The organism is Candidatus Abyssobacteria bacterium SURF_5 (assembly GCA_003598085.1).
In the GTDB taxonomy this organism is placed as follows: Bacteria; Abyssobacteria; SURF-5; order SURF-5; family SURF-5; genus SURF-5.
In genome coordinates, this window is sequence record QZKU01000128.1 from 139,245 (window position 1) to 160,317 (window position 21,073).

The 21,073-nt window shown below is 55.6% G+C and carries 20 protein-coding genes; 11 read left to right on the forward strand and 9 right to left on the reverse strand.

Annotated features, from left to right (window positions below):
- The first annotated feature begins 280 nt into the window (after window positions 1-280).
- From C4520_19200 to C4520_19235, 8 genes are all read left to right on the forward strand, one after another.
- Complete coding sequence (locus C4520_19200) at window positions 281-484, forward strand: 50S ribosomal protein L31 (protein RJP16212.1); 204 nt, start codon at window positions 281-283, stop codon at window positions 482-484.
- A 63-nt stretch (window positions 485-547) separates the two neighbouring features.
- Window positions 548-1,249 (forward strand): FAD-dependent thymidylate synthase, encoded by a 702-nt coding sequence (locus tag C4520_19205; protein ID RJP16140.1) that lies wholly within the window; start codon window positions 548-550, stop codon window positions 1,247-1,249.
- 32 nt (window positions 1,250-1,281) lie between these two features.
- Window positions 1,282-2,346: a peptide chain release factor 1 gene (gene prfA / locus C4520_19210; protein ID RJP16213.1), complete on the forward strand. Its 1,065-nt coding sequence runs from the start codon at window positions 1,282-1,284 to the stop codon at window positions 2,344-2,346.
- 2 nt (window positions 2,347-2,348) lie between these two features.
- Window positions 2,349-3,251, forward strand: coding sequence for a peptide chain release factor N(5)-glutamine methyltransferase (gene prmC / locus C4520_19215; protein ID RJP16141.1), 903 nt, complete (start codon window positions 2,349-2,351; stop codon window positions 3,249-3,251).
- A 20-nt stretch (window positions 3,252-3,271) separates the two neighbouring features.
- Entirely contained in the window at window positions 3,272-3,943 is a 672-nt protein-coding gene (locus C4520_19220; GenBank protein RJP16214.1) for a JAB domain-containing protein, read from the forward strand.
- 1 nt (window position 3,944) lies between these two features.
- A complete protein-coding gene (locus tag C4520_19225) occupies window positions 3,945-4,595 on the forward strand; it encodes a phosphatidylserine decarboxylase family protein (protein RJP16142.1) in 651 nt (216 codons plus the stop codon).
- Entirely contained in the window at window positions 4,567-5,331 is a 765-nt protein-coding gene (pssA, locus tag C4520_19230; GenBank protein ID RJP16143.1) for a CDP-diacylglycerol--serine O-phosphatidyltransferase, read from the forward strand. Before C4520_19225 ends, pssA begins: the two co-directional genes overlap by 29 nt.
- A 90-nt stretch (window positions 5,332-5,421) precedes the next feature.
- On the forward strand, window positions 5,422-6,549 hold the full coding sequence (locus C4520_19235; GenBank protein ID RJP16144.1) for a hypothetical protein: 1,128 nt from the start codon (window positions 5,422-5,424) through the stop codon (window positions 6,547-6,549).
- Between the two features lie 66 nt (window positions 6,550-6,615).
- Here the strand turns inward: C4520_19235 and C4520_19240 are convergent, their stop codons facing one another.
- From C4520_19240 to C4520_19280, 9 genes are all read right to left on the reverse strand, one after another.
- Window positions 6,616-8,070, reverse strand: a complete 1,455-nt coding sequence (locus C4520_19240) for an FAD-binding protein (protein ID RJP16145.1) — start codon at window positions 8,068-8,070, stop codon at window positions 6,616-6,618.
- Window positions 8,071-8,369: 299 nt separating this feature from the next.
- Window positions 8,370-9,947: an Rne/Rng family ribonuclease gene (locus C4520_19245; protein RJP16146.1), complete on the reverse strand. Its 1,578-nt coding sequence runs from the start codon at window positions 9,945-9,947 to the stop codon at window positions 8,370-8,372.
- Window positions 9,907-10,608: a DUF2344 domain-containing protein gene (locus tag C4520_19250; protein RJP16147.1), complete on the reverse strand. Its 702-nt coding sequence runs from the start codon at window positions 10,606-10,608 to the stop codon at window positions 9,907-9,909. The genes C4520_19245 and C4520_19250 overlap by 41 nt, the downstream gene beginning before the upstream one ends.
- Window positions 10,589-12,520 (reverse strand): TIGR03960 family B12-binding radical SAM protein, encoded by a 1,932-nt coding sequence (locus C4520_19255; protein ID RJP16148.1) that lies wholly within the window; start codon window positions 12,518-12,520, stop codon window positions 10,589-10,591. Before C4520_19255 ends, C4520_19250 begins: the two co-directional genes overlap by 20 nt.
- Window positions 12,403-13,506, reverse strand: a complete 1,104-nt coding sequence (gene rodA, locus C4520_19260) for a rod shape-determining protein RodA (GenBank protein RJP16149.1) — start codon at window positions 13,504-13,506, stop codon at window positions 12,403-12,405. The genes C4520_19255 and rodA overlap by 118 nt, the downstream gene beginning before the upstream one ends.
- Window positions 13,503-15,452 carry a penicillin-binding protein 2 gene (gene mrdA, locus C4520_19265; GenBank protein RJP16150.1) on the reverse strand — a complete coding sequence of 650 codons (1,950 nt, stop codon included), beginning with the start codon at window positions 15,450-15,452 and terminating at the stop codon, window positions 13,503-13,505. The genes rodA and mrdA overlap by 4 nt, the downstream gene beginning before the upstream one ends.
- Window positions 15,424-15,966 carry a rod shape-determining protein MreD gene (gene mreD / locus C4520_19270; GenBank protein RJP16151.1) on the reverse strand — a complete coding sequence of 181 codons (543 nt, stop codon included), beginning with the start codon at window positions 15,964-15,966 and terminating at the stop codon, window positions 15,424-15,426. Before mreD ends, mrdA begins: the two co-directional genes overlap by 29 nt.
- Before the next feature lie 10 nt (window positions 15,967-15,976).
- Window positions 15,977-16,873, reverse strand: coding sequence for a rod shape-determining protein MreC (gene mreC, locus C4520_19275; protein ID RJP16152.1), 897 nt, complete (start codon window positions 16,871-16,873; stop codon window positions 15,977-15,979).
- A 25-nt stretch (window positions 16,874-16,898) separates the two neighbouring features.
- Entirely contained in the window at window positions 16,899-17,921 is a 1,023-nt protein-coding gene (locus C4520_19280) for a rod shape-determining protein (GenBank protein ID RJP16153.1), read from the reverse strand.
- 245 nt (window positions 17,922-18,166) lie between these two features.
- Between C4520_19280 and C4520_19285 the strand changes: the two genes are divergently transcribed.
- Genes C4520_19285 through rimI form a run of 3 tightly spaced genes read left to right on the forward strand, consistent with a single transcriptional unit; the run spans window position 18,167 to window position 21,066 of the window.
- Window positions 18,167-19,672, forward strand: coding sequence for an anthranilate synthase component I family protein (locus C4520_19285; GenBank protein RJP16154.1), 1,506 nt, complete (start codon window positions 18,167-18,169; stop codon window positions 19,670-19,672).
- Window positions 19,673-20,551 (forward strand): branched-chain amino acid aminotransferase, encoded by an 879-nt coding sequence (locus C4520_19290; protein RJP16155.1) that lies wholly within the window; start codon window positions 19,673-19,675, stop codon window positions 20,549-20,551.
- On the forward strand, window positions 20,551-21,066 hold the full coding sequence (gene rimI / locus C4520_19295) for a ribosomal-protein-alanine N-acetyltransferase (GenBank protein ID RJP16156.1): 516 nt from the start codon (window positions 20,551-20,553) through the stop codon (window positions 21,064-21,066). The genes C4520_19290 and rimI overlap by 1 nt, the downstream gene beginning before the upstream one ends.
- Window positions 21,067-21,073: the final 7 nt, after the last annotated feature.

Below are 21,073 nucleotides of genomic sequence, written 5' to 3' on the forward strand. Positions count from 1 at the left end.
CTTCCTCATGTCGGTCTGGATCACATCTATTGCCCAGGAACGTGGTGCATGGCGACAGCGCCGCAGGAGATCTTGAAATTTGCGGCGTCGCGAACATCAGTGGAATGATTATACCTGAAATCGGAACATTTCCGATAGTTTTTCAGTTGCTCTTTCCGGGAGAAGGTGCCGGGAGTCCGGACGGCGAGCGGGGCTGAATCTTTTGCAAATAGCTCCGCCTCATGGTATAATGAGTTGATTACGGCCTCAGGCCGCTATAACTCGAGTGGAGGTGAAACAGGTGAAGAAAAAGATCCATCCGGAGTATCACGACGTACTGGTTACGTGCGCCTGCGGGAATAAGATACAGACACGTTCGACAAAGAAGGATATTACCATCGATATCTGCTCGAACTGTCATCCCTTCTTTACGGGCAAGCAGAAATTGGTGGACACTGAAGGACGCGTACAGAGATTTCGTCGCAGATATAACATGAAAGATTAGCCGTTGTTCCGGCCGGGCCGTTCGAGTACTGGACTGCTTGGCCTTTTTTCTGTGAGGAAGCCGATGGAAAGTTCACTCAAAGTGAAGCTGCTTCGCTACACGCCGGAGCCCGAGAAAGCGGTTGCTCTGTCAGCGAAGCTTTGTTACTCGCCGGTCGGCATCGACAAGCTTGCGGAGCGGATTGATCAAGAGGAGACGGTGCAGTTTCTTCAGCGGCTCACCGACATGGGCCATTTTTCGCCGCTCGAGCACGCCAGCTTCACCTTCGGAATCGAAGGCGTTTCACGCGCTACCACCCATCAACTGGTGCGGCACCGCATTGCGTCATACTCTCAGCAGAGCCAACGCTACGTAAAGAAGAAAAAGCAATTTGATTACATAACACCGCCGACCATTCGCAAGCAGCCAGAGCTCAGGGCGAAGTTCGAACGGGCGATGGCGGGTCTTCAAGCGCTTTACGCTGAGTTTCTGGAGAAAGGCACGCCGGCCGAGGATGCGCGGTACCTGCTTCCAAACGCGGCCGAAACGAAGATCATCGTTTCGATGAACGCACGGGAGCTGAGGCTTTTTTTCCGCCAACGCTGCTGCACGAGAGCGCAATGGGAGATCAGACATATGGCCGAGGAGATGCTGCGCCTGGTGCAGGAGGTAGCTCCTGTCCTGTTCGCGAAATGCGGACCTCCGTGCATCACCGGGCATTGCCCGGAAGGCGAGATGAGCTGCGGCCGGGCGGCTTCCTTTTCGGCGGGTGAGAAGACAAATTAACTCTTCGCTTTCAGGGTAATAGGGTAATAATGTTGCTGGATAAGCTGAACAAGATAGAAGAAAAATATCAGGAGTTAAACCGCCTGATGAGCGACCCCGAAATTGTGGGCGATCCGGCGGCGTATCAGAAGCTTGCCGGGCAGCACGCCGATCTCTCGATCATGGTGGAGAAGGCCGAGCTGTATCGAAAGCTATTGCAGGACTTGCAGGCAGCCGAGGATATGCTCCGTCAGGAGAAGGATGAAGAGCTTTTGCGTTTTGCCGAGGAGGAGAAGGCACAGACCGAAGAACGGCTGGACGTCCTGGAGCGAGAGCTGAAGTTGCTCATGGCGCCGCGGGATGAAAAGGATGTGAAGGACGTCATTATGGAGATCCGTGCGGCGACAGGCGGCGAAGAGGCGGCTCTTTTTGCGGCAGACCTTTTCCGGATGTACACGCGGTACGCAGATGGGAGGCGCTGGCGCTGGGAAGTACTGAACAGCAACCCGACCGGCATCGGCGGCATGAAGGAAGTGATCTTTTCCATTACGGGAAAAGAGGCATACGGATACTTGAAATACGAGAGCGGCGTTCATCGGGTGCAGCGTGTTCCGGCAACCGAGGCGGGCGGCAGAATTCATACCTCGACTGTCACAGTGGCGGTTTTACCGGAAGCCGAGGAAGTGGAAGTGTTCATTGATCCGAAGGACCTGAAGATCGATGTTTTTCGCTCATCCGGTCCGGGCGGGCAAAGCGTGAACACAACGGATTCGGCGGTGCGGGTTACGCATTTACCCACGGGACTGGTTGTAAGTTGCCAGGATGAGAAGTCCCAGCACAAGAACAAGGCGCGCGCGCTTCGGGTGCTGCGGTCGCGACTCCTCAGCGAGAAGGAGCGACAGCAGGCGCAGGAGATTTCCGCCACCCGGCGCAGTCAGGTCGGTACGGGCGAGCGGAGCGAGCGCATCCGAACATACAATTATCCTCAGAACCGAATCACCGATCATCGCATCGGGCTTACCCTCTATAAGCTGGAATCCATTTTGAATGGGGATCTTGAAGAAATTATCGATGAGTTGCGACTGGCCGATCAAGAGGCTAAAATGAAGGCGATCTAAGGGTGCGTCCTGAGAGGGTTTTTCCAAAACCGTCATCGCACGTGATAATCATCGACATCCTCCTTCAAGCCGAGGCAGTTCTTCGGGCTTCCTCTGTTAGTGAAACTCCCCGCCTGGATGCCGAAGTCATGTTGGCTGATGTGCTCGGCATAGATCGTTCCCGCCTGATTGCTTCCTATTCCGACTGGATAGATACAAGCGCCGCCGGACAGTTTCAACGGCGGGTCGAACGGCGTGCGCGAGGCGAACCGGTATCTTACATAACCGGGAAGAGAGAATTCATGGGTCTCAGCTTCCGGGTGGACGGGCGGGTGCTGATTCCCCGCGCCGAGACCGAAACTCTTGTCGAATACGTCCTGCATGCTCACAGGGAGAGCGGGATTCGCCAGGTGCTGGACGTGGGAACCGGTTCGGGTTGTATCGCGGTTTCGCTTGCCGTTTATCTCGCGGACGCGGTGGTGTATGCGACCGATGTCTCGGCGGTCGCGCTCGAGGTCGCTCGAAAGAACGCCGATATCCACCGGGTTGAGCGCAAAATACAGTTTTACCAAGGCTTCTTGTTTGATGGGCTGCCGCAGGAGTTGAAGGGAACGTTTGATGTAATCGTTTCAAACCCGCCGTATATCCCCGATTACGAGTACCCGCTCCTGCAGAAGAATGTGCGTGAGTTTGAGCCGCCGGAGGCGCTGCGGGGTGGGCCGGACGGCCTTGACTGCTTTCGAAAGTTAGCCGGTGAGTGTCCGGACTGGCTCGCTAAAGATGGAATGCTGGCGGTCGAACTGGGGGAGGGCCAGATGCAGAAAGCCTCTGCCTTACTGGCAGAAAAGGAAAGAATCGAGGTCGTTGACATTGTTCGCGATCTGGCAGGGAAACAGCGGGTGATAGTGGGGCGAAGGAAGGCATGAACGAGCGACAGAAGACGCCGATGATACGGGAAATGCCGTCGAGCGAGCGTCCACGCGAGCGGCTCGCGAAGCGTGGAGCGAGCTCCCTCAAAAATTCCGAGTTATTGGGAATCCTGTTTCGGACGGGCACGAAGCATATGAATGCCATCGAGCTGGCCGAAAGCACGCTGCAGAAATTCAATGGCTCGCTCGGATTGCTTGCGCGCGCAAACATCGATGAATTGTGCGGCTGCGAGGGGATAGGCTTTGCGAAGGCGGTCGAGGTGCAGGCGGCGTTCGAGTTAGGCCGGAGACTGGCGAACGAGGAAATTAAGAACCCGATCATAAAGTCGCCGAAGGACGTGGCTCGACTGATGACGCCGGAAATGCAGTCGCTGGACCGGGAACATTTTAAGGTCCTCTTGCTGAACACGAAGAACCATGTAACGCAGGTGCATACGGTATCAATGGGGTCTCTCAATGCGAGCGTGGTGCACCCGCGTGAGTGTTTTCGGCCGGCCATCGCCGCGCAAGCGGCGGCGGTGATCCTTGTTCACAATCATCCGAGCGGAGATCCGGAACCAAGCCCGGAGGATATCAGTCTGACGCGAAGACTCGTTGCTGCGGGCGATTTGCTTGGAATTAAGGTGCTTGATCATGTTATAATAGCAGGAAACAGATTTGCGAGTGTAATGGATAAAGGAGTGAAATAAGATAAAAATTCCGGTTGCAAAGGAAGGATATAAGATACTTTTCGCCTGTGCGGCGCTGGGTATAGCAGGTGGTTTTGTGCATCCGGCTCTTTTTGCCGTCGGTGCATTTTTTGGGTCGTTCAGCCTGTACTTCTTCCGGGACCCCGAGCGGTCGCTTCAGGTGTTGCCCGGTCAGATCGTTGCTCCGGCCGATGGAAAAGTGGTGGCCATCGACGAGGTGCAGGAGAGGGAGTTTCTGGGCATGCGCTGCAAGCGGATCAGCATCTTCCTTTCCATCTTTAATGTCCATATCAACCGCGCCCCGATCGGCGGCAGGGTTGAGATGGTCAAGTACACGCCGGGAAAATTTGCTTTTGCCAATACTATTGACGCGTCGGCGCGCAACGAAAACAACTTCATCGGGATCGATGGCGGCGACGTGCGGGTGGCGGTGAAACAAATAGCGGGCGCGGTCGCCCGGAGAATTATTTGCTACTGCCGCCCTGCTCAGGATATTGCCGCCGGCGAGCGGATCGGCATGATCAGATTCGGTTCCCGAACAGAATTGTATCTTCCGCTCGATTGTGAAGTTCTTGTGGCGGTAGGCGAGACGGTAAGAGGAGGCATAAGCCTCGTGGGGGCGTATGATGCGACGATCGCGAAAAAGGCGTAGCAGAGTCAATATCTTGCCCAGTCTGCTGACAATCGGGAACATGTACATGGGCCTGCTCTCAATCGTGTACACGATAAATGGTCAGTTCGAGATAGCCGGTTGGCTGATTCTGGTAGCCTTGTTGTTTGATGGAAGCGACGGCCACATCGCCCGTCTCACCAAGAGCGCCAGCAATTTCGGCAAAGAACTGGATTCGCTGGCGGATGTGGTGACGTTCGGAGTAGCCCCGGCGGTGCTTGTCTACAGGAGCGTGCTTCACAATTATCAGCACATAGGCGCTTTTATTGTGACTGTTTACGCGATTACGGGCGCTCTTCGGCTGGCGCGTTACAATATTCAGAGCGGGTCGGTGGTGAAATCGTTTACCGGGCTGCCCATTCCGGGCGCAGGGTGCCTGGTGGCTGCGATTGTCCTGATGAAAATGAAGTATGAGACCCCGCTGATCGAGGCATATCTGCCGCCATTCATGGCTGCGCTTATGATCGCGCTTGCCTTCCTCATGGTAAGCCGGATCATCTATCCGAAGCAGGAGATATTTCTGGTACACCGGCACAGGGCGTTGCAGTATACCTTTATCCTGATCCTCATTTTCAGCCTTGTCAGATTGAAGCCGACTCTGTTTGTCTTTGTGATCTTCTTCTCTTATGCGCTGGTCGGCCCGCTCAATTACCTGGCGCGGAATCGTCTTTTCGGCGGCAAGCTGCAACTGGATCAGGAAGAGGCGAACGCGCAGTAAGAGAGACGTGCGCCTCTTGCGGCGTTTAGGATTGTGCCGGAAGATGCGTCTGCGCTTGATCGTTCAACCTCGCGAAGGAAAGGGGAGACGGTGCTGCCTGTTACGAAGCGTTCCTTACTCATTTTCCCGCTTTTGCTGACACTTATCATATTCCTGCACGCGTGTGCGCGGTCGACCGCGAAAGCACCCGATAGCGCCGCAGTCGCCCCTCCTATACCGCAAGGCCCGGTGGTTCTTGTTTGCGAAGTCGATTGCGTCGCGGTGGAGCCCGAAGCTATTGGCCTGAGTCTCACACTCGCCCCTCTGATTCGCCGCGACCTTTTCTGCGTGCGCCAGCTGAGCATTCTTCCCGAGGAGGATAGCGCCGTATCGGGGAAACCCTTTTTTGTGGGGACAAGGGGGATAAAGCGAATAGGATCTGCGCTTGGCGCTGATATCGTTACAGTGGGCCTCCTGAAAATGCAGGTTGATACGGTATCCGTCGAGCTGCTGGCATACGACGTTTCGGCGGAACGCCTTCTCTTTAATTCGGTGGTAGAGGGCAAAAGAACGGCGTTTTACAAGCTCGAGAAACAGTTGGTCGAGCAATTTCTTGAGAAGATGGCGATTGAACTGCAGGACGAGGAACGCGCCAGAATATATTCGCATAGACCAAAAGATTTTTCGGCATTGCTGACGTATGGACTCGGCCTGCTCAACGAGAAGAAGGGCAAAGATGCGGACGCTCTGATGGCATATCAGAAGGCGCTTATGGACGACGAGAAGATGGTTTTGCCTTACGCCGCGCAGGCGCGCTCCTTCATGCGTTTAAGCGCTCCCGAAAAGGCCATGGAATCCTATGAGAAGGCTGTTACGAAGGACCCGTTTTTTGCGGAAGCATGGTACCGGCTGAATCTGTACGCCGCCCAAAGAAAAGATGACGAGAAGGCTCTCGATTGCTGTCTGAAAGCTCTTGAGGTGGCTCCCCGGTTCGGGAAGGCGAAGCTGAGTTTTGGAACCCGTCTCCACGACCTCGGGCGGCTTCAGGAAGCAATCGAGGAAACTAAATCGGCCGCAACAATTCTGAAGGTAGACCCGCTTCCGTCTTACAATCTCGGGCTCTATTATCTCGAGGCCGGCGACGCACAGGCCGCTCGAGGATGGTTCGAGCAGGCGTTGCGTCGAGCCCCGGATTTTGAGCTCGCCCGAGCCGAGCTCGTGAAGCTTAACCAAAGATAAGACCCGTCCTCAATCATCGCTCCAAGTCCCAAGCGTATCCGAATAATCGAGGTTCTTTTTCTCCTCTTATTGCTGCAGTAATTTCCGCACAGCGGCGGCAGCCTGATTACCCGCTGTTACGGCATCGGGGAAATGGCTAACCGGGTTCAAATATTCCGCATTTGCAAAAAAGACGTTTCCAAAGGGTCTGCCGAGTGTGGGGAACACGGAAGTGATGTAGCCGGGATACGGGATACAGTAGTTTCTGGTACGCAGGAAAACGTGAATGGCTTCCACCTTCGCGGCCATGTCAGTGAACCGCATATCGAGTTCGGTGAGCACTCGCGCCGTCATTCGCACCATGTGTTCCTTGTTCTTCACCGTGTCAACGTCCTTCAAGGACATCTTGTTGAAACACGAGAGGATGTTGGGCCGCCCTGCCCCCAGATGCCGGCAGAACCAATCGGGAACAGTGACCGCCTGAATCGTGCATCCCATTACGCCTACGCGATAGCCGCGCCGATAGATCGGCTGATGAGAGCAGAAATGGAAAGTGGGATAACTGAATCTGCGCATCCGCCCCATTGCGACCTTCAGATCTTCCGGGATATCATGCAGGATCTTCATTGCAATATTGGATTCTGCGTTGACAATGGCTGCCCTCGCGCGAACCGTGAATATCTTGCCGTCGCGCCAGTACGTCGCCAACACGCGGCCGTTGGCGTCGTGCCTGACGCTGTAGACGAAAGCCCCCGTCAGCATGCGTCCGGGGCCGGCCTCCTCGACTTTGTCCTGTAGCGTCTTATTGATGAGAGCAAGTCCGCCGGGAAATGAGCAGATGCCTTTATCTTCGGCGTAATCGCCTTCCCTCGCCGATGTGATGGCGTAATAAGCCGAAGCATCCTCGGTGTTCGGGTAGGGCTTCGCGAGCAGTTCATACCAGTCTCTGAATTCCGGCGAGTATTTTTTCAGGAATTCCGAGAAGGAAATCTGGTCGAGTTCATCCTTTCGCGCTTCGATGTCGATGCGCGGCATGTCGAAGAAGTAGAATCGCAAGATGTCGCGTTTGACGCGCCAGGGCAGCGGCATTCGAAGGAACCCTCGGGCGCTATAGGGGTTTTGCACCTGCACGTCGCCCGGAAACGCCACCGTGAGGGGGCTGTCATCTTTCTCGGGATGAAGGTTGAGTTCCCGGCACAAATCCCACGCGGAATCGGCCCATGTGCCGGGCACTCCGATATATTGCCCGCCGAGAGAGAAGGGAACCCCTTCCCACTCGCAGTACATCGAGTTGCCGCCGAGCTGCGGGAGCGCTTCGAGCAGCAGCATGTTGCAGTCGCGCAGCCGGTAAGCCGCCGTCAGCCCGCCGGCGCCTCCGCCAATGATAACAACGTCGATATCGCGCTGTGGTTCGGGCGGTGGCGGAAATTCTTCTCTTTCGAATTTTCGATTTGGATTATCGGGGAAAACTTCTCCGTGAAAAACTATCTTCTTTTCTATGCTCTCCGGTGTGATATCGTGCATGTGGGTTTTCTTTCTCATGCTGCCCTCGCGTTACAAGAGAGCGCACATTTCAGAGACATCCTCGATCTGATCGAGGTTCTTGATCATTTCGATGAGTTGCGCCACGTTCTTTTTCGGCAATACCTTATCAGCCTCCGCTCTGAACTTTTCGGAAAAGTCGTCAGTTCTCGCAGAAATGGTCGAGACCCGGAGGAATAGTAGGGTTCATCATCCTGTCTCCTTATCCTGTGTGAGTGGAGGGTTATCAGGAAAATGAAAAGCCGGCCCTCCCGCGCTGGTCGGCGGGAAGGGCCGGTTCATTCTATAGGAAGGGATTATTAAGATTCAAGCAGCTCGCCGGCGCCGGTCTCGATGATCGAGAAAAATTCGAGATGGCAATCAGGCGAAGCCTTCAGTTGGATTTTTCTGCCATGTTGCTTCTCGAGTTTGGCGAGGGTATCGCCCTCGCGCTCGCGCAACTGTTCGATGACGTCTTTATGAGCGGTCAAGGTGAGCGCCCTGCGGCCGTTTTCCCTGCACTGGCGCTCGAGTTGCCTGAGCGCCTGTATGCGGGTGGTCGTTGCCGACTTCACCCATCCAGTGCCGCCGCAGTAGGGACATGGTTCGCACAGCGAGGGCGTGAGGCTGAGCTTGACGCGCTTGCGCGTCATCTGGACCAGCCCGAGTTCGGTAATCCCGAGCACATATACTTTCGTGCGGTCGGATTTAAAGGCCTCTTCCAATTCTTTGAGCAGTTTCTGCCGGTTGGATGCCTTTTCCATGTCGATGAAATCGACGACGATGATGCCGCCGATATCGCGGAGGCGTACCTGACGCGCGATCTCGCGCGCCGCTTCCATGTTCGTCTTAAAGACAGTGTCCTCGAGTTTCTGTTTCCCGGTGAACTTCCCCGTGTTCACGTCAATGGTGGTAAGCGCTTCGGCCTGATCGATAATAATATATCCGCCGCTGGGGAGCCAGACCTTCTTGCGCAAAGCCTTCTCTATCTGCGCTTCGAGATCGTACTTTTCGAAGAGAGGAACCGATCCCCTGTAGAGCTGGACGCGCGACTTGAGTTGCGGGGCCAGATTATCGAGAAGGTTGAGGACGGTGTCGTAGTCGGGCTTCGAGTCGATGATGAAGCGGTCGATGTCATCATTGAGCACGTCGCGGACGACGCGGGCAACCTGTCCGAGATCCTGATGCAGTTGAGAAGGGGACGGCATGCTTTCCATCCGGCGGACAATCTTCTGCCACAGCCCGGTGAGATATTTGACGTCGGCCGCTATCTCTTCCTTCCCCTTGCCCACGCCCAGCGTTCGGACAATCAAGCCCAGGTTCTGCGGGCGCACGTCGGCCGCTATTTTTCGCAGGCGGTCGCGCTCTTTCTCATCCTCGATTTTCCGGGAAACGCCGACGTGATTGACTGTCGGCATCAGTACGAGGTAGCGTCCCGGCAGCGAGATGTAATTGGTCAGGCGCATTCCTTTTTGGCCCATGGGCTCCTTGACGACCTGCACCATGATCTCCTGCCCGCGCTTCAGCATGTCTTCGATTCGCAGTTTGCGCCTCCGTTTGGAGCGGGGGCGATATCCCTCCTCTTCGACCTCGTCATCGAAATCATAGTCATCGAGGACATCGGTCACGTCGGAGACGTAGAGAAAACCGTTCTTCCCTTGCCCGACGTCAACGAAAGCCGCCTCGATGCCGGGAACGACGCTTTTGACTGTTCCCTTGTAGATGTTGCCGACGAGGTGGCGCTCAGTGGTACGCTCGATGAAGAGCTCGGTCAGCTGGGCATTCTCCAGCAACGCGATCCTCGTCTCGCGCGAATCCACGCTGGCCACCAGTTCCCGGAGGAATTCCTTTTGCGTCTTACCTGCTTTCCTTAATTTCCTCCTCTTGTTCTTTCGCATTCTCCATCCTTAAAGGGCGGCCACTAAATCTCATTTCCGTTCGTACTATATGCAAACATTTCGCTTCATCCGGGGAAAGATGCAATACCGCCTGGGCCACTTCCGCTGCGCTGCAGGAACCACGGCCGCCTAGGGTAATTTCCATCCGCAGCCACCGGCCGTCCGCCCGGGTCTCCGTCCTCAGATCCTTCACGAACTGTTTCACGTCGATAATATCGCTTGTATCCTTGCGCACCCGTTCGATCAGTGCGGTTTCTTTTGCGCAAAATTCTTCGATATCTTTACCAACTTCGGTTGGTTCTCTTTTTAATTGTACCATATACAGTGCAGAAGTTGCACTGGAAAGACGTGGGGAAGAAGGATCAACGGGTGCGAGTGCGAGCAAATCGAGCCCTTCCGGCAAGAGCGGAGCGAGTCTATCTTTGACCATTGTAACGGAAAATGCGTGCGCAAAAGTAAAATCAACGTACTCTGCCTCGCTCTCATAGCCGAGCGGGAGGGCGGCGCCCATGGTTATCTTCGGGCGCGGGTTGAATCCCTCGGTATATACAAGTGGCAAACCGGTGCGGGATAGCGCCCGCACCAGGGCGCGCATCACGTCCAGATGAGAGATGAACCTGATTCGGCCTCGTTTGGCGTATTTAAGACGATAAGTCCACATGTGCGCAGACTCCACAGCCAAGACAGCGTTCCCTGCAATCGGCGGTAAATTCAGGCGAGCGGGAGCGGGCTCTTTCCTCAAGCAGGTATTCCTTTGTCACTCCGGTTCGGATGTGGTCCCAGGGAAGCGGATCGGCCGGTCCATATGGAAAAGTGATCACGCTGGAGAAGTCAAGGCCGGCCTGGCTGATTGATTGCCGCCACGCTTTCATGCTCGATTCGGAAGACCATGCATCAAATCTTGCTCCCGCCTTCCAGGCGCCAAGCACCACTGCTGCTGCTCTGCGATCGCCTCGCGACAACAAGGCTTCGAGCAGGCAGAGCGAGGGCTCGCGCCAGCTGATTTTTACGTCGCGATAAGGCACTCGTCCGGTGATGGTGGAATATTTCCGCCGCAACAGGTCTTCGGGAACCATGTTCTCCCACTGGAACGGGGTATGCGGCTTGGGTATGAAAGCGGAAAGGCTGACGTTGGTGCGGAACCGTTTGCCCCTGATTTTGCGGCCCATGTTCCTGATGTTCAAGACGAGCGCCGCGATTGCTTCCACGTCCTCATCTGTTTCGGTTGGCAATCCGAGCATGAAGTACAGTTTAAAGAGGTCCCAACCGGCCAGAAGAGCACTATCGAGCGATCTGAACATCTCGTCTTCCCTATAGTGTTTGTTTATGGCCCTCCGCAGGCGGTCGGTGGCGGCCTCGGGCGCGAACGTGAAACCGCTTTTTCTCACTTCCTGGATTTTTTCGGCGATCTCGATTGAAAAACTGTCGAGTCGCAGTGAAGGAAGCGAAATAGATATCCTTCGGCCCGAGAGCAGATGCGTAAGCCGGTTGACCAATTCGCCGATCTTGCTGTAATCGGTCGAACTGAGGGAGGCGAGCGTAACGGCATCATAGCCTCCGTTGGCCAGGCCTTGTTCGACAAGTGCGCAGATAGTGTCGACGCTGCGTTCCCGTACCGGCCTGCACGTCATCCCGGCATGGCAAAACCGGCAGCCGCGCGTGCACCCGCGCATGATCTCGACGACGTAGCGATCGTGGACGGCCTCAATCAAGGGAACGGGCGAAGCGGTGGGGAAGGGGGCCTCATCAAGATTCTTCACCCATAGCCTGTCGATATATTCAGGTGCTCCCTCTCGACAATGCAGAGTAAAGAATTTGCCATTGCGATACTCGGGCTCATAAAGAGAAGGAACGTATATACCATCAACGGCGGACAGCCGGCGGAGCACGTCTCGCCTTGACCCATCGCTGCCGCGCGCTTCCTCATAGGCTTTTAACAGATGCAAGATCCCTTCTTCCGCCTCTCCAATGAGAAACGCATCGATGAAATCCGCCGTCGGCTCCGGATTCAATGCGCAGGGGCCGCCGGCAATTACGATTGGGTCCTCTCTGCGCCTGTCGGAGCTCAGCAGCGGAATAGCGGCAAGATCGAGCATGGTGAGGACGTTGGTAAATGTCATCTCGTACTGGAGTGAGAATCCGAGGAGGTCGAACTCGTTCAATGGCCGGAAGGATTCGAGCGAGTACAACGGCACATTGTGCCGGCGCATCTGGCGTTCCATATCCGGCCATGGGCAGAAGGCACGCTCGGCGAGGTACTGAGGCCGTGAATTGATGATGTGGTAGAGAATCTTCAGGCCGAGATGCGACATTCCTATCTCGTAGATCTCGGGAAAGGCGAGAGCCACCCGCACGCGAGCGGCGTTCCACTCCTTGCGGATGCCATGCAATTCACCGCCGACATAGCGGCCGGGTTTGACCACCAGCGGGAGAAACTGTTCGAGTTGTTCGAGCATTAGAAGATAAAAGAACGCATTCGGATTCCCAGGAGGATTCCGATGCAGGTCATCATTGTCAGCAGATTTGAACCGCCGTAGCTCATGAAGGGCAGCGGGATACCGGTAACGGGACATAATCCGACGGTCATGAGGAGATTCACGAGCACCTGGAAAACAATGATTACGATGATGCCGACGGCGAGCATACTGCCCTGAAAGTCGCGGGCGGTATCGGCAATTTTGATCGCCTGAAACAACAGTCCGAGGTAAAGCAAAATCAGCAGGCAAGCGCCGAGGAACCCCCACTGTTCCGCAAAAACCGAAAAAATGAAATCAGTATGCTGTTCAGGCAAGAAGTTGAGCTGGCTTTGAGTTCCGGCAAGCCATCCTTTCCCGATGAGTCCGCCTGATCCCACTGCGATTTGAGATTGGATCACCTGGTAGCTTATTCCCAGGGGGTCGAGGTCGGGATTCACGAACGCCAGCAGGCGCGCTTTTTGGTAGCCTTTGAGGAACTGCCAGAAAATCGGGATTCCGGCGATTCCGGCCGCGGCGAGAAAGGCGAAATGACTCCGTTTGATTCCTGCTGCGAAGAGCATTCCTGCGAGAAGCACAATGAGCACGAGAGCGGTTCCCAGATCCGGCTGAAGCAATATCAGACCCGTCGGGACGCCGGCGAGAAGGAGGGCGACTACGAGGAATTTCACCTCGTGAATGCGATCACCGATATCGTCCAGGAATCTGGCCAGGACAAACAGGGTGCTGAGTTTGACGAACTCCGACGGCTGCACCTGGACGCCCATCAAGTGAATCCATCGCTGGGAACCGTGAACTTCTTTCCCTGAGAAAAGGAGGAAGACCAGCAAAAAGAGAGTGACGCCGTACAATTGATACGCATACGCTTCCACGAAGCGGTAATCGATCAGGACCGCGATGAGCATGGCGACCAGTCCGAGCAGCGCCCAAACCAGTTGTCGCGAAAAATAAGGCTTCACCGCATCGAGACCTGACGTATAGGAGGAGGAAAAGACAGTCACCAGTCCCAGACAGACCAGGAGAAGCGTGCAGGCCAGAGTAACAGAATCAAAACCTTTGGTTAAATTTCGGTGCCCGTTCTTCACGTGCTGTGTCCTTCTTGTGCGGTTTCAGTGGAAGCAATCGTGCCGGCCCCTTCCGCAATGCGGGTGGCAAGCTCGAGAGTCACCAGGACGGCGCTTTCGGAAGCGTGGCCGCTGTGCTCGCAGAAAACGACGACCGCGTACGGTTCATCGGGACCATCGATGATAGATGCGAACCAGGCATGATCTCGCAATTCATAGGGGATCTGCTCAAGCTCTTTCGCTGTGTCGGCTCTTTCCTTAAAGGCTGCGACCTGAGCGGTGCCGGTTTTCCCAAGAATCGATACCGTATCGTTTTTGGCGCGCCACGCCGTGCCGAAAAACGGTTGACGCGAGACCACGGCCTGCTTCAATCCTTCTTGAATCAGATCGAGCGCCGCGGAATCGTTTAGTGCGTGTCTTTGAGCGGGCGCGCGTTCGAGAAGGACCTTATCGCTCTGCGGAGTCTCGACTCTTTCGATAAGATAGGGAGTGACCAGCCTGCCGCCATTCACTATTGTGGCAATCGCGCATGTTAGCTGCAAGGGTGTTGCCAGCGTATAACCCTGGCCGATGCCCGCGATCACGGTTTCCCCCAGAAACCATTTCTGATCGGCCGGCCTTTTGAAGGTTTTCTGTTTCCACTCGGGAGATGGAATGAGCCCTTTCATTTCTCCCGGCAGTTCTATTCCGGTCGCGGCGCCGAGTCCGAACAGCCGCGCGTAGTGCTCGAGGCGCTCGATTCCGAGTTCCATGGCCATGGTGTAGAAGAAGACGTCGCAGGAATACGCCAGCGCCTGGACGACATTGAGTGAGCCATGGCCGGTATCCTTCCAGCAGCGGAATTTCCTTCCCAATGTAAACGAGCCGCTGCAGTAGACTTTTGTATCGGGCGAGACGATTCCTTCGGCCAGGGCGGCATATGCGGTGACTATCTTGAACGTAGAACCGGGCGAATACGCCTGCAGGGCGCGATTAAGGAGGGGATGCCGGGGATCATTGAGAACTTCGAGCCGTTCGGCGTTTCTTCCCGGCGAGACGAAGCTATTCGGGTCAAACGAGGGTCTGCTGACGAGGGCTCGGATGGCGCCGGTTTCGGCGCCCATGACGACTATGGCGCCGTCATATGAGCCCATTGCCGCTTCGGCGGCGAGTTGGATGTCGGCATCGATGGTGAGACGAACCACATTGCCGGCCTTCGGCACTTTTTTGCCCAGGGTAAGCAATTCACGGCCGGCGGAATCGATGCGGACGCTGGGATTGCCGGTTTCGTCCAGTTCGATCTGCGGATGCCCGTCGGCATACACCTGCACCTGCATTCCGCCGCTTTCTCCATGAAGCCACTCCTCAGCCACCAACTCCAAGCCGGCCTTGCCGATGTAATCTCCGATGACATATCCTTTATCCGCGAGCCGCTCGTGTTCGCGGGGGGCGATTTCACCAAGATATCCGAGAACATGTGCGGCTCCTTTGAGAAGAGGGAATCGCCTGCACGGTTCCGCGGTTATGGTGATGCCCGGGAGTTCAAGCGAGCATTCCTCGATAGCGGCTGCCTGCTCGAGGGAGACATCGTAGGCAACGGCGATTTGGCTGAAAGGAGCGTTTCTCGCGGCCTCCAGTTTTCTCTGAGCTTCTTGCTCGTCAAATTCGAGGAATCGGCGCAGTTTTTGGAGCGTGGCGGCAGGATTGGATGCCTCCCCCGGAATGATGCTAACAGTAAAGGACGGCCTGTTATCGACAAGAATGTTATTGTGCCTGTCGAATACGAGTCCCCTCGGCGCCTGTAGCCGGAGCAGGCGGATTCTGTTTCTGTCGGACAAGCTTCTGAAGGTTGTTCCCGCGAATATCTGCAGGTGCACCAGTTGAAGGAAAAGGAGCGAGAATCCGCACGCAATGATGATACTGAGAACACGAAGCCTCAAGTGGAAATGGATTTGTTCTCTATGTCTTGATCTCAGGTATGGTTTCATGTTCGGTTATATGCTTCAGTTTGAGCCTCAGATATGGGAGGGCCTGCGGCCTTCTGACGACGATATACACGCACGGCGCGAGCGCCGCCGTGTACAAGGAAGAGCCGAGCACGGTGGCGACAAGAGCCACGGGCGAACCCAGTTCATAATGAAGCAGCGGTTTGAGAAGGATGATCATGATCCCATAAATTAGCGTTCCCGCGAACGCTATCGCGCATTGCCCCGTCCATGTTTCGGCGAGCACATATTCTTCGGCTTTGAGAAGGAGAAACGCGGTCAGCGTGAGAGCAAAAGCGCTCATACCCGGCGCGCTCAGGGAAAACATGTCGCGGGTGACCCCGAGCAGGAACGCGACCAGGAGCGTTCTGGAGAAGCTGGTTTCGCCGCTGATGAGGACGAGCGCGAGCATGAGAAGGTCGGGGCGGATTCCTGCGAGATCGATTGCCGGCATCAGGACCGATTCGGCTATCGTCAGCAGAATGCCGATTCCAAACCATTTGAGCCCGAAGATCATTTTCTCTTCCTCACGTGCCGCCGGTGCGCGGAACAGGCGCGTCCTGCGGCTGGAGATAACCCGCCGCGGGCGCCGGCTCCTGAACGGGCGGCGGCACCAAGACCACCACTTCCTCGAGTTTCTTGAAATCAGTATACGGCATCAATCTGGCCCACTGAAAAAGGCTTCCCGGCGTATTCTTGATATCGGTAACGCTGCCGACCAACAGTCCTTTGGGATATATGCGGCTGTAGCCGGAGGTGATGAGGACGTCACCGGTTTTGATGTGTGCGGTGGGCTCGATGTATTTGAGAAGGCATTGGCTGGCGCCGTCGCCCTGGACGACGCCTTGCACGCGTCCTTGCTGCGCAATCACGCTCACTTTCGAATTGGGATCTGTCAGCAAGAGGACTTTACTGGAGAACCGGAAGACTTCAACCACGTGACCGGCCAGCCCTGATGCGGAGATGACGGGCAGGTACGGGCGGACGCCGTGGACGGTTCCTTTGTCGATTATGATCGTGCGAAACCAACTGCTCGGGTCATTTCCGACCACGCGAGCGAATATCTTCTCCTCCTGAAAGTTCTCAGCGTACCCGAGCAAGTCTCTGAGGCGCCGTTCCTGGCGCAGGTCCTCCCGCAGGGCGACCACCTGCTGTTCGAGTTCTCCGACGCGTTTCTTCAGGGCGATATTCTGGGCTCGAGTCCGAAAAAAATCCGGGAAAACGGAAAGGACATTTCGCGCACCGTTATGCGCTCCCTTCGACAGCGATTGGACCGGCGAGGTGAAATCGAGGACCAGTTCGTTGCCGATTCGCGCGACCCATTTCTTATGGAGGCTGTCAATCATGAAAAGGCACGCGAGTGATAGCAGGGCGAAAAACAGAAGCGGGCGTCTATACTTCCATAAGAAGTCGGGTAGATACAACTGCTACCTCTTGGGTGGATAAGAGCTAGATGCGGCTCTTTGGAAAATTGAACATACCGTCCAGATATTTTCCCGCACCCATGGCCACCGCGGTTAAAGGATCGTCAGCCAATCTCACCGGCAATTGCGTTTCCTCCGCGATCAGTTTATCGAGACCGCGCAGAAGTGAGCCGCCGCCGGCAAGAACCATTCCCCGGTCGACAATGTCCGCTGATAATTCAGGCGGTGTGCGCTCCAGGGTGATCTTTACGGATTCGAGGATGGTGGATATGGGTTCTGCAAGAGCTTCCCGAATTTCTTCAGAGGTAATGGTGATCGGCTTCGGCAGGCCGGCGACCATGTCGCGGCCCTTTACCGTCATATGTTTTTCTTCCTCCATCGGGAAAGCGGAGCCGAGCGCAATCTTTATTTCTTCAGCTGTTCGCTCGCCGATCATGAGGTTGTATGTTTTCTTCAGGTGCTGAATGATTGCCTGATCCATTTCGTCGCCGGCTATGCGCGCGGTCTTGCTGAAGACGATTCCTCCCAGCGAAATGACGGCAACCTCGGTTGTGCCGCCGCCGATATCGACAATCATGTTGCCAATGGGCTCCTGTACCGGCAAGCCCGCGCCGATGGCCGCGGCCATCGGTTCTTCTATGAGCGCTACGCTCCGAGCGCCTGCCTGCGCGGCGGAATCCTCGACGGCCCTTTTCTCGACCTCGGTGATGCCGGACGGAACTGCGATGACCATACGCGGACGAACAAGAGATTTGCGGTTATGGACCTTTTGAATGAAGTAGCGAAGCATCTGTTCGGTGACTTCAAAATCCGCGATAACACCGTCCTTCATGGGTCTGATAGCAACGATGTCACCGGGTGTGCGGCCGATCATCTGTTTCGCTTCGCTACCGACTGCCAGCGCGCGATTTTCCCCCTGTCGAATCGCGACAACCGAGGGTTCGCGCAGAACAATGCCCTGTCCTTTTACGTACACCAGGGTATTTGCGGTGCCAAGATCAATGCCCATATCATTGGAAAAGAGCCCCGCAATAGTATCGAAGATCATGTCGAAATCCTCCGCAGATGCAGAATAGTGAGAAGCGCCCAGCCCCCTCAGGTAGTGTTGAAGACGGTTGTGGTGTGGGTAGTTAGGCTAATTTTACCATTTCCGGATTCAAAAAGTCTACTGAAATTCCTGCCGCTTGATTTTCTTTGAGTAATAGTGCGGCATCTGGTATAATTCTCCTAATTCTACCCCAATGTTTTGTGATACAGCAATTTTTGTGCCGTCCAAATTTGGGCAATATACCTATGCATCGGCAAATCGCGAACTTGATCTGCAAAGAGGGAGAAGCGCACTCAACGGTTATCGAGCGCGAGGGCCTTTCTCCGGTCGGTATCTGCCGACAGCCTCTTGCTCCCTATCTCAAGCCGCTTGAAGTGCTTAAAGCCCTGGCCGGCCGCGCATTTCCGTTCCTGCTTGAGAGTGCTGAGGGGCCATTCAAGACGGCACGCTACTCGATAATCGGGTGCGACCCCCTTTTCACCATACGAGCGAAACGATTCGCCTGCCGTATTCGTGATGCTAACGGAGAGAGGACTCTGCCGGGAAATCCAGTTGACACTATAAAGGAGCTGCTGGCCCCTTACCGCTTGCCGCACCAGCCGCAACTTCCGCAGTTCTTCGGCGGGATGGTCGGTTTGTTCTCATACGACATGAAGAATTATTTTGAGGAACTCCCTGACGAGGCCGAAGACGATCTGGATCTGCCTGATTGTTTTCTCATATGTGTGGACACGGTGGTCGTGTTTGACCGGATGACCGGCGCGGTGGAGATTATTTCCTCCGTTTTCGATTGTAGTGACGGCGCGCAGGCGGAAGCGAAGGCTTTCTCGAAGGTGTCACAATTTTTGGGAAAGCTTAACAATGGGAGTACTTCGGCGTCGGAAGACGCTCGGATCGGTTTTGGCGAGATGACCTCGACACATACCATAGAGAAATATTCCGAGATGGTCGTTCGGGCGAAAGAATATATTGCGGCGGGCGACATCTTTCAGGCCAACCTTTCGCAGCGACTGAAGATCCCGTTCGAGGGCGGCACGATCGAGCTTTACCGGCGGCTTACACGAATCAATCCGTCTCCGTTTGCTTTTTACATGGATTTCGGCGAATTCCAGTTGGTGAGCTGTTCGCCGGAACGGCTCGTCCGGGTGATCGGAGATTTTGTTGAGACACGCCCGATCGCGGGAACGCGGCCGCGCGGGCGAAGCGAGGCCGAAGACGAAGCCCTGCGCGAGGAGCTTATTCTTCATCCGAAAGAGCGGGCCGAGCACATCATGATCGTAGACATGGCGCGGAACGATATCGGGCGCGTATGCACATGTGGAACGGTGAGGCCAGACGAGCTGATGGTGATTGAACGATATTCGCATGTGTTCCATATCGTGTCAAACATCGTAGGAACGCTTGCGCCCGGACGTTCGTGTTTTGATGTTCTGGCCGCCGTTTTTCCCGGCGCCAGCATTACCGGCGTCCCAAAAATTCGGTGCATGGAGATTATCGACGAGCTCGAATCGGTGAGGCGGGGTCCTTACACGGGCTCGCTCGGTTGGATCTCTTATACAGGCGACATGGACCTGAACATCATCATTCGCACATTCGTCATCAAGGGCGGCAACGCCTACATCCAAGTCGGGGGCGGAATAGTCGCCGATTCCGAGCCCGAGCGGGAATATCAGGAGAGCCTGAACAAGGCGCAGGCGCTTATCGAAGCTTTGCGAACGGGCAAGCAGATACGGCGGAGGCCGAAATCCTGAATGCCGGAGACGGAAGTGGAGAAGGTTGTTTATCTTGACGGAGACTTCTTGCCTGAAGGCAAGGCGCTGGTTTCGGTCTTTGACCGCGGATTCCTGTACGGCGACGGCGTATTCGAGACGATGCGCGCGTACGGTGGCCGCGTCTTCAGGCTCGCACAACACCTGCGCCGGCTCGAGGAGTCCGCAGAACTGATAAAAATTACCCCGCCTCTTTCGCAAGATCAATTCGCCAAAATCTGCAGCGATCTAATCGAACGAAATAACACAGCCGATGCGATCGTCAGGATCAGTGTCACGCGCGGAAAGGCTTCAGGGGGCCTTGGAACATCAAATGCGGGACGCCCGACTGTCGCAGCTTTCATCCGCCCGCCGATGCCGGTTTCGACCGAAGCGGCGTCGGAGGGAGTACCCGCCATTATTTCATCGTTTCGAAAAATGCCCTCCGCGGCACTGAACGCGCGCATCAAATCGATGAACTTCCTGAACTCGATCCTTGCTCGTTCGGAGGCGGAGGAGGCCGGCTGTTACGAAGCTGTTTTGCTTGACTCAGACGGGAACGTTACCGAGGCAACTACTGCAAATATCTTTTTTGTCGGGGGCGGCCGCCTCTTTACACCGGGGCCGGAAAGCGACATTTTATTAGGGATAACACGCGCCGCAGTCCTCGAGCTTTCAGCCGAAATGGGGATTCCGGCTGAGCAGAGAAAGATTTCCGCGTCCGAACTTGGCGGCTTCGAGGAATGTTTCATCACCAACAGCGCGATCGAGGCGCTGGCGGTGACGCGGATAGGCCCCTTGCGAGTGGGCGGCGGAAAACCGGGCGCTATCTATAAGAGAATACATGGAGCTTATCGCGAGCTCGTTCTCAGGAATACCTGATGGCAAAGGTGGGCAAACTCAGCTTTCACACGCTCTCAATCAAGCATCTTGACGAGGTGCTCGAAATCGAAAAGGTCTCATTCAGGACTCCGTGGACAAAATATGCGTTTATCCACGAGATACAATTCGAGAAGTCGGTTTTCAAGGTGCTGAAGCTGAATGGGCGAATCATAGGATACGGCGGGTTCTGGCACATTCTCGACGAGGCGCACATCTCGAATATCGCGATTCACCCCGAGTACCGCGGGCAGGGCTTCGGAAAGATGTTGCTGCTGCACCTGCTGGAAGAGGCGCTGCAAAAGGGCGCATCGAAGGCGACGCTGGAGGTGCGCAGGTCGAACGTCATCGCACAGAAGATGTACTCCCGGTTCGGCTTCAAAATCATTTCCGTACGAAAGAACTATTACACCGATGAACAGGAAGATGCGCTCATCATGTGGAACGATGACATCCGCGCGACACTTGCCGCTGCGGGCACGGAGAAGGAAGACACGCCCTCGGAATCCATCCATTGACGCGACG

Coding starts and splice junctions, on each gene's coding strand:
- C4520_19205 (RJP16140.1), top strand. CDS start 548: ATGGAAAGTTCACTCAAAGTGAAGCTGCTTCGCTACACGCCGGAGCCC.
- C4520_19220 (RJP16214.1), top strand. CDS start 3,272: ATGATACGGGAAATGCCGTCGAGCGAGCGTCCACGCGAGCGGCTCGCG.
- pssA (RJP16143.1), top strand. CDS start 4,567: ATGATGCGACGATCGCGAAAAAGGCGTAGCAGAGTCAATATCTTGCCC.
- C4520_19240 (RJP16145.1), bottom strand. CDS start 8,070: ATGAGAAAGAAAACCCACATGCACGATATCACACCGGAGAGCATAGAA.
- C4520_19245 (RJP16146.1), bottom strand. CDS start 9,947: ATGCGAAAGAACAAGAGGAGGAAATTAAGGAAAGCAGGTAAGACGCAA.
- C4520_19250 (RJP16147.1), bottom strand. CDS start 10,608: ATGTGGACTTATCGTCTTAAATACGCCAAACGAGGCCGAATCAGGTTC.
- C4520_19255 (RJP16148.1), bottom strand. CDS start 12,520: ATGTCCCGTTACCGGTATCCCGCTGCCCTTCATGAGCTACGGCGGTTC.
- mrdA (RJP16150.1), bottom strand. CDS start 15,452: ATGAAACCATACCTGAGATCAAGACATAGAGAACAAATCCATTTCCAC.
- mreD (RJP16151.1), bottom strand. CDS start 15,966: ATGATCTTCGGGCTCAAATGGTTTGGAATCGGCATTCTGCTGACGATA.
- C4520_19280 (RJP16153.1), bottom strand. CDS start 17,921: ATGATCTTCGATACTATTGCGGGGCTCTTTTCCAATGATATGGGCATT.
- C4520_19285 (RJP16154.1), top strand. CDS start 18,167: ATGCATCGGCAAATCGCGAACTTGATCTGCAAAGAGGGAGAAGCGCAC.
- C4520_19290 (RJP16155.1), top strand. CDS start 19,673: ATGCCGGAGACGGAAGTGGAGAAGGTTGTTTATCTTGACGGAGACTTC.
- rimI (RJP16156.1), top strand. CDS start 20,551: ATGGCAAAGGTGGGCAAACTCAGCTTTCACACGCTCTCAATCAAGCAT.